Here is an 8,794-nt window from a genome sequence, read left to right as displayed (position 1 = left end):
TAGTTTCGGAGTCACCGGGGCCGGGGACGGTCGAGCACTACGTGTACCTTGTCGAGCGCAAGGACAAGGGAGCCCTGCTGGAACATCTCCTCGCCGACAAGAGCATGAAATGTCACATCATTCCGTCCTATACTGACGGGGCATCGCATCGTTTCGCCGGACTGCAAGGACGCAGCACCGACGGAGCCCGGAGCCGGAAGCCCCATTCAAGAAGAAGGAACACCGACATGATGAAGAAGCTCTGCCGTTACCTCAGCCCGCTGCTGATCACCGCTCTGGTACTGGGCAGCCTGCCGGTGGCCGCCGCGCCGGCCAGCCCGGGCAGTGGCCTGGTCACTACCCAGGATGCCCTGAACGTCGAGCGCACCCAGGGAGATCGCGAGCGGATTCACGAGATCCTCGCGCGTGACGATGTTCAGGAGCAGCTCGTCGCCCAGGGCGTCGACCCCGCCGAGGTGGAAGCCCGCGTGGCTGCCCTCTCCGATGCGGAAGCCGCCCGGATGGCCGACCAGCTCGAGCAGCTGCCGGCCGGTGCCAGCGTGGTCGGTGCCCTGTTCGCCGTCTTCGTGATCCTGCTGGTCACCGACATCCTCGGCCTGACCAACGTCTTCCCCTTCACCCGCTGAGCCCGTCCCCCATGATGCACTGCCGTGACTGGCAGCTGCCTACCAGGAACGCCCGCGCCGCGGGCGTTCTTGCGTTGGCGCTGCTGATGCTCGTGCTGGCCGGCTGCGCCAGCACCCCGCAACTCGCCGAAAGCACCGAGCGCGAACTGCCCCGCCAGGCGCTGCTCGAGGACACTCCCTTCCACGGCCAGCGCGACTACCAGTGCGGCCCCGCCTCGCTTGCCATGGTGCTCAACGCTACCGGCGTGCCCGTGGAGGTCGACACCTTGATCCCCCAAGTCTTCCTGCCCGGGCGCGAGGGCAGTGTGCAGCCCGAAATGCTGGGCACCGTGCGTCGCCACGGCCGCATCCCCTTCAGGATCGACGGCAACCTCGACACCCTGCTCACCGAGATCGACGCCGGCCATCCGGTGGTGGTGATGCAGAACCTCTCCCTGCCCGCCTGGCCAGTCTGGCACTATGCCGTGGCCATCGGCTTCGATCTGGACGAAGAGACGCTGATCCTGCACAGCGGCATGGCGCCGGAGCGTATCGAGTCCTTCAAACGCTTCGATGCCACCTGGGCCCGCAGCGATCGCTGGGCCTTCGTCGCCCTGTCCCCGGGCACGCTGCCCGCCACAGGCGACGGCAAGGCCGCCCTGGATGCCATCGCCGACTTCGAGCGCGTGCAGGGTGCACAGGCCGCCCTGCCCGCCTGGGACGCCTTGGTGGCACGCTATCCTGAGCATGCCATGGGGCACTTCGCGCTGGGCAATGCCCGCTACGCCACCGGCGACCGCCAGGGCGCCATCGCGGCCTTCGACAACGCCGTGACACAGGACCCCGACCTCGCCGTGGCCTGGCTCAACCTGGGCCTGCTGCGACGCGAGCTGAGCCAACCCGAGGCGGCGCGCCAGGCTCTGCAGCGAGCGGCGGCCCTCCCCGGCGCCTGGCAGGAGCAGGCGCGGGATACCCTGGACACCCTGTAGTTCAATGGCGACGCAAGTCGAGACATCGAACCGTTCGCTCCCCGGCGGGCACGGTGCCTGGAGAAGCAAGGGCATGGTGCCGGAAGCGAGAGCGTGGGCGCGAGGCTTCACCCCCGCTCGCGCTACCCGTCAATTGAAGACAGGTGATAATGCATGACAGCGACGTCGGGGCATAAACGGGCAACTTCGCATATCCTGTCACCCATCGGCCGTAGCCTGGCCCGGTAAAGAAGGACGCCCAGATGAACCTGCTGCACCTCGCCTTCGAGCATTCACCGGATGTCCTGCTGATTGCCCAGGAAGAAGAAGACGGCGGCTTTCGCTACCTCAAGGTCAACCACGCCTTCGAAACAATGACCGGCTTCACCCGCCACCAGGCCGAAGGGGTCCGCATCGATGACCTGCTTCCCCGCGAGGGCGCAGAGCGCCTGACCAAGCAATACCGCCGTTGCCTGGACGCCGGTGACACCGTGGAATTCGAGCAACCCTTCGCGGTCCCCAGTGGCCAGCGCACCTGGCATGTGCGGCTGCGACCCATGGGGTCATGCACGCCACCCCTGCTCATTGCCGCCGCCCGCGACATCACCTGGTCACGCAATTTCGCGCAGCAGCTGGAAACGGTCGCGGCCTATATCCCCGGCTTCGTATATCAACTCTGCCTGACACCCGATGGTGGTTGGCGGTACTCCTTCGTCGGAGAACGTGCCGAAAAGATGTTCGGGGTGAGCGCTCAAGAGGCGCTGGAGAATGCCGAGGCGTTGATGAAACGCATCCATCCGGATGACAGGGAACGCGTGACTCGCGAGAGACTGCACTCCGCCGATCACCTGACGCCCTGGCATAGCGAATTCCGCGTGCGGCATCGCGACGAGCACACACTCTGGGTAGAAGCCCATGGGCTGCCCCAGCGGCTCGAGGATGGCACCATCCTATGGACGGGCTACGTCAACGACATCACCGAGCGCAAGACCCTGGAGGACTCGCTGCAGGAGAGTGTCATTCGATTTCGTCAACTCGCCCGGACTGACCCCCTCACCGGCCTGGCCAACCGCGGTGAATTCTTTGCCCGGCTGGAGAACGCCATGAATCTGGCGGCGCGTCAGGGCCAGTCCATGGCCCTGCTATTCATCGACCTGGACCGCTTCAAGCCCGTCAACGACACCTACGGCCACGTCGCCGGCGATCAACTGCTCCGGGATGTTGGCGAGCGTTTGTGTCGTCGGCTACGTGACACCGACCTGGTCGCCCGGATCGGCGGCGACGAATTCACGGTACTGATGCCCGGCCCGATCAGCGCCCAGGCGGCCACACGCGTCGCGGAGCAGCTCTGCTCGATACTGGCAGCTCCCTTCCACCTCGCCGATGACGAGGTCACCATTTCCGCCAGCATCGGCGTGGCGATCTACCCCGAGCATGGCAAAAACGCTGAGGCCCTGACCCACGCCGCCGACCAGGCGATGTACCGGGCCAAGAGCGCCGGCCGAAACACCGTCAGGCTCTACCGACGAGACACTGACGCCAGCTGAGGCACGCCACCGTACACGGGCTTGCCCCACTCACGGGCAGGCGCCACCCGGCAAAGACCCCCCCAGGCATAGAAACAGACAAAGAGAGAGAGATGGCGCTTGGCCAGGGCTCGGTAAAATTGGGTTCATCGCAATTCGGCGTGAAAACGGTGGGAATTTCGCGTAGGCCGGATAAGCCGAAGGCGCATCCGGCGTGATGATGGTGCCCTCTCCACGCCCGGTGCGCTGTCGCTGACCGGGAACTCGCCTCACCGCCCTGCTACCTCGGGCAACGGCACGACCACGCCGACCGCTCCCCTTGCGATCGCGATTGAAGCCGCCCCTCGCAGAGCAGACGTGCGCCCACAAGGCCACAGAGCCTGAAGGGCAGCACTCTGTGGCGGGAGTGACATTCATGTCGCTCCCGCCACCTTCGACTCAGGCGCCCGGCGTTCTCCCCACCGAGTAGTAGGTAAACCCCTTCCCGGCCATGCGTGCAGGATCAAAGAGGTTGCGGCCGTCGAAGATCGTCGGCTGGCTCAACTGCTGCTGAATCAGCTCGAAGTCCGGGGCACGGAAGCTCTGCCATTCGGTCACGATCACCAACGCATCGGCGCCCTTCAGGGTCGCTTCCTTGGTGCCGCACAACGCGAGATCATCGCGGTTGCCATAGAGCCGCTGAGTCTCCTCCATGGCCTCCGGGTCATAGGCCTGCACCCGGGCGCCGGCCTCCCACAGCGCCTCCATCAACACGCGGCTGGGCGCCTCGCGCATGTCGTCGGTGTTGGGCTTGAAGGCCAGCCCCCACAGCGCGAAGGTGCGGCCGGCCAGCTCGCCGCCGAAGTGCGCGCGGAGCTTGGCAAACAGGGTGGTCTTCTGCTCGGCATTGCGCGCCTCCACCGCCTTCAAGACCTTGCTGTCGAAGCCGATATCATCCGCGGTGCGGATCAGCGCCTGCACGTCCTTGGGGAAGCAGGAGCCGCCATAGCCCACGCCCGGATAGATGAAGTGGTAGCCGATGCGCGGGTCGCTGCCGATGCCCTGGCGCACCGCCTCGACATCCGCCCCCAACTGCTCGGCCAGGTTGGCGATCTCGTTCATGAAGCTGATCTTGGTGGCCAGCATGGAGTTGGCGGCGTACTTGGTCAGCTCGGCACTCTTCACGTCCATCACGATGATCTTCTCGTGCTGGCGACTGAAGGGCGCGTAGAGCTCACGCATCACCTCCACGCTCTCCGGGTCCTCGGTGCCGATGATGATGCGATCGGGCTTCTGGCAGTCCGCCACGGCACTGCCTTCCTTGAGGAATTCCGGGTTGGAGACCACATCGAAGGTCAGCGCCGCCCTGCCCCGCTGCTCGAGCACCTCGGCCACCCGAGCGCGCACCCGGTCGGCGGTGCCCACCGGCACCGTGGACTTGTCGACGATGATGCGGTGCGACGTCATGTGCGCGGCGATGGTCTCGGCCACCTTGAGCACGTACCTGAGATCCGCGCTGCCGTCCTCGTCCGGCGGGGTGCCCACGGCGATGAACTGGATATCGCCATGGGTCACGCCCTCGGCGGCATCGGTGGTGAAGCGCAGTCGCCCGGCGGCATGGTTCTCCTTGACCAGGCCCTCGAGCCCCGGCTCATAGATCGGGATGACACCCTGCTCGAGGGCCGCGATCTTCTCCGCATCCACATCCACGCAGACCACCTGGTGGCCCACCTCGGCGAGCATCGTACCCTGCACCAGACCCACGTAGCCGGTGCCAAAAACAGTGACGTTCATGAATCACTCCTTGTGAGGGACAAGGACACAAGGGGTCAAGGAATCAAGGGGAGCCTGCCCTTGCGACTTGCCCCCTTTTTTCTCCCTTGCCCCTTTTAACCTGATAGTTGAGCTTGTAGGCCCGGTAAGCGACAGCGCGCCGGGCAGGCTACAGCCATTATCACGCCGGATGCGCCTCCGGCTTATCCGACCTACACCTTGTAGAAGTCGCGATACCACGCCACGAAGTTGGCCACCCCCGCCGTCACCGACGTGGCGGGCTTGTAGCCCACGGCCTTCTCCAGTTCGGTGCTGTCGGCGTAGGTATCCGGCACGTCGCCTGGCTGTAGCGGCAGCAGCTCCTTGATCGCCTCCTTGCCCAGCGCTGCCTCGATGGCCTCGATGTAGGTCGAGAGCTTCACCGGATTGTTGTTGCCGATGTTGAACAGCCGATACGGCGCATTGCTGGTGGCCGGGTCCGGGGCATCGCTGCTCCAGTCGGGATCGGGGGCCGCAATAGCATCGCTGGCGCGGATCACCCCCTCCACGATGTCATCGATATAGGTGAAATCCCGCGTGTGGTGGCCGTGATTGAATACCGGGATCGGCTCGCCGGCCAGGATCTTCCTGGTGAACAGGAAGAGTGCCATGTCCGGCCGACCCCAGGGGCCATAGACGGTAAAGAAGCGCAGCCCGGTGGTCGGCAGGCGGTAGAGGTGACTGTAGCTGTGCGCCATCAGCTCATTGGCCTTCTTGGTCGCCGCGTAGAACTGCAGCGGGTGGTCGACGCTGTCGTGCTCCGAGAACGGCATCTTCGTGTTGGCCCCATACACGCTGCTGGTGCTGGCGTAGGTCAGGTGCTTCACCTCGTGGTAGCGGCACGCCTCCAGGATATTGGTGAAGGCCACCACATTACTCTGCACATAGGCATGGGGGTTCTCCAGCGAATAACGCACGCCCGCCTGGGCGGCCAGGTGGATCACCCGCTCCGGCCGATGCGCCACGAACGTTGCATTGACCGCCTGCTGATCGGCCAGGTCCTCGCGCACGAACACATAGTCGCTACCGGACCGTGCTGCCGTCTCCTCGAGGATCTGCAGCCGCGCCTCCTTGATCGTCGGGTCGTAGTAATCATTGACCACGTCGAAGCCGATCACGCTGTCGCCGCGCTCCAGCAGTCGCTTGGCGGTATGGAAGCCGATAAAGCCGGCGTTGCCGGTCACGAGAATCTTCATCAGATACGCGCGGGATACCCCGTACGTTCAGTACGGGGAGGGATAGCGCGTCGCCCGAAGGGCGACTAGGCTGTCCGTCTCCCTTCTCCTGTTGTCGTGATTGAGGTTCGTTGGTGATAGCGATGCCGTCACCACGCTGAATGATGGTGCAGTATTGGTAGGCAATGCCTTGTACCGCCTCGTCAGGCGTCCGGATATTGAAGCTGCCGGTCTTGCGGATGGCGACGCGGCCAGTGTGGGGCGATCCCAGCCGTGCTTAAGGATCTGACCCCGCGGGATTCTAACAGGAAGTATAGTGGATCACCGTGTCCGCCGCGGTGAGGTTGAGGCCCGTGCCGCCGGCCTTGAGGCTGATCAAGAACACCGGAATTTCGCCCTGCTGGAACAGCGCCACCCGCTGGGTGCGGGTCTTACCGGGGGTGTCGCCGGTGAGCGTGGTGTAGGGGATCTTGTCGCGCTCAAGGGAGTGGCCGATCAGGCCGAGCATCTCGGTGAACTGCGAGAACACCAGGATACGCCGCCCCTCCTCGATCAAGGACGGCAGCAGCTCGCGCAGCTGCTCCAGCTTGGCCGAGCGGCGCACTTTCTTCGCGCTATCCAGCTTGACCAGACGGGGGTCACAGCAGACCTGGCGCAACTTGAGCAGCGCATCGAGCATCACGATGCCGGAACCGGCCAGGCCACGCTCGGCGATGGCCTGCTGTACCCGCTGGTGCTGGGCCAGACGCAGGCTCTTGTAAAGCTCGCGCTGGGTGCCGGTCAAGGTGATCTCGCGGCGACTCTCGGTCTTGTCGGGCAATTCTCCCAACACCTGCTGCTTGGTACGGCGCAGCATGAGCGGCGAGATGCGCCGCGAAAGACGCTGGCTCAGCGCGACGTCGCCGTCCTTTTCGATGGGCGTGCGGAAATGCTGGCCGAACCACTGCTGGCTGCCCAGCGCGCCCGGTGCCACCGCATCCAGCTGGGCCCACAGCTCGCCCAGGTGGTTCTCCAGCGGCGTACCGGTCATCGCCAGCGCCCGCCCGGCGTTAAGCTCGCGCACGGCCCGCGCCGTCTGGCTGGCGGCGTTCTTGATCGCCTGGGCCTCGTCGAGCACCAGCAGGCCCAACGTCATCTCGCGCAGCCGCTCCACATCGCGAATCAGCAGCGGGTAGGTGGTCACCACCAGATCGGCATGGGGCAGCGCCTCCTCGATCTGACGCTGGCGCTGAGCCTTGCCGCCTTGCAGGGCCAGCACCTCCAGGTTCGGCGCAAAGCGTGCCGTCTCGGCGCACCAGTTACCCACCAGGCTGGTCGGTGCCACCACCAGCACCGGCCCATCCAGCACGCCGCGGGTGCGCTCGTCGAGCAGGTGCGCCAACACTTGCACCGTCTTGCCCAGGCCCATGTCATCGGCCAGGATGCCGCCGGTGTCGAGCTCGGAGAGGAAGCGCAGCCAGGCCAGGCCGCGGGACTGATAGTCGCGTAGCTCGCCCACGAAGCCCTGCGGCGCCGGCAAGCTGGCCGGCAGTGTCTTGAGCCGCTGGGCCAGCGCCGCCACATCCTCGCGCCCTTCCCAGCGCTCGTGCTCGGCCAGCGGCGCCACCCGCTCGGCGGCGGTCACCGGCAGCTGAAGCGCCGCCTCAGGGTCACTCTCATCATTCAGCCAGTCGAGAATCGGCGCCATCAGCGACCGCAAGCGAGCAAGCGGCAATACCAGGCGGCGATCCTGGTCCAGCGTCAGCGTCCAACTGGCCGTGTCAGGTTCGTCGTCGTCAGGCTCCAGCGGGAAGTCAGGATGCTTGAGCAGCTGACGCAGGATGGGCAGCAGGTTGAGACGCTCCCCCTCCACCTCGATATCCAGTGCCAGGTCGAACCAGCCGTTGCCGGCCGGCTCGAGTTCGCCATGCCACGCCTCCGGAGCGAGATAGCGCGGCTCTTCCGGAAATTCGTCGCTGAACTCCACCCGGCAGCCTGCCTGGCGCAGTCGGGTGATCATCTCCCACCAGCCGTCGGGCCCGGCCAGATGTGTCGGCCACTCGGCGGCACTGGCGGGCGGGACGTCGCCGCTCGGCAGCAGTAGCGACCAAGTCGGAATATCCAGCTTGGCCGGCACCGCTCCTCGCTCCATCAGGGATTCCAGCGTCACCATGCCCGGCGGCAGGGTACGAATCTGTGCTGTCTCCATCGCCTTGTCACGGTGCACCGTCACCCGCTGGCCATTCTGGAAGACAGGGTCGATGTCCTTCCAGCGGGCCGTCACCTTGGCGCCGTCGTAGTCGAACCCCACCTCGGCAGCCCCCACGCTGATCCATTGTGGCACCAGCACACCATCACGATAGGAGAGCTGGCCGTTCGCTACCCGCATGGTGACCATGATCTGCGGCGCCACGCCCTCCAGGGTGCGTTCCTCCACCGTTTGGGGCGGCGGCACCCGATCGGCGAGCGCCGGCGTGTTGCGTAGCCGCTCACCCAGCCACTCACTCATCTCCGGTGGCAACGGCGGAGAATAGCGAAGCTGCCTGAGCAGATCCGGACTGCCCTCCATGCGGCCGAACAGACCATTCTCGGGGTCGAGATAGCAGAGCCCGCGACCGGCTCTCACCACCTGGGTCTCCGCCGAGAGCGTGTCTCGCGGCAGGATATCGGCCTGAAGGGTCTGGTTGCCCTCGGCGTCGGGATGCCAGCTGAGGCCAAGCGCGCCGTCGGGGCCCAACGCGAGCTGCGTC

At 65.6% G+C, this 8,794-nt stretch carries 6 protein-coding genes; 3 read left to right on the top strand and 3 right to left on the bottom strand.

The window, feature by feature from the left end; genetic code table 11:
- The first annotated feature begins 230 nt into the window (after positions 1 to 230).
- From RI841_RS11650 to RI841_RS11640, 3 genes are all read left to right on the top strand, one after another.
- Positions 231 to 626, top strand: a complete 396-nt coding sequence (locus tag RI841_RS11650; RefSeq protein ID WP_310705770.1) for a PA2779 family protein — start codon at positions 231 to 233, stop codon at positions 624 to 626.
- A gap of 11 nt (positions 627 to 637) precedes the next feature.
- Positions 638 to 1,594 carry a PA2778 family cysteine peptidase gene (locus tag RI841_RS11645; RefSeq protein WP_310705769.1) on the top strand — a complete coding sequence of 319 codons (957 nt, stop codon included), beginning with the start codon at positions 638 to 640 and terminating at the stop codon, positions 1,592 to 1,594.
- Between the two features lie 242 nt (positions 1,595 to 1,836).
- Positions 1,837 to 3,120: a diguanylate cyclase domain-containing protein gene (locus tag RI841_RS11640; RefSeq protein ID WP_310705768.1), complete on the top strand. Its 1,284-nt coding sequence runs from the start codon at positions 1,837 to 1,839 to the stop codon at positions 3,118 to 3,120.
- A gap of 417 nt (positions 3,121 to 3,537) precedes the next feature.
- Here the strand turns inward: RI841_RS11640 and RI841_RS11635 are convergent, their stop codons facing one another.
- The 3 genes from RI841_RS11635 to RI841_RS11625 form a co-directional block, all read right to left on the bottom strand.
- Complete coding sequence (locus RI841_RS11635) at positions 3,538 to 4,872, bottom strand: UDP-glucose/GDP-mannose dehydrogenase family protein (protein WP_310705767.1); 1,335 nt, start codon at positions 4,870 to 4,872, stop codon at positions 3,538 to 3,540.
- 191 nt (positions 4,873 to 5,063) lie between these two features.
- A complete protein-coding gene (locus RI841_RS11630; RefSeq protein WP_310705766.1) occupies positions 5,064 to 6,086 on the bottom strand; it encodes an NAD-dependent epimerase in 1,023 nt (340 codons plus the stop codon).
- Positions 6,087 to 6,366: 280 nt separating this feature from the next.
- Positions 6,367 to 8,794: DEAD/DEAH box helicase (locus RI841_RS11625; RefSeq protein WP_310705765.1), on the bottom strand; the 2,428-nt coding region annotated here is incomplete at its 5' end.

Origin of the sequence: Halomonas sp. (assembly GCF_031581305.1) — a bacterium.
Classification (GTDB): domain Bacteria; phylum Pseudomonadota; class Gammaproteobacteria; order Pseudomonadales; family Halomonadaceae; genus Halomonas.
Note: the sequence above shows the minus strand (reverse complement) of the source record. Positions and strands in the feature narration are given on the sequence as shown.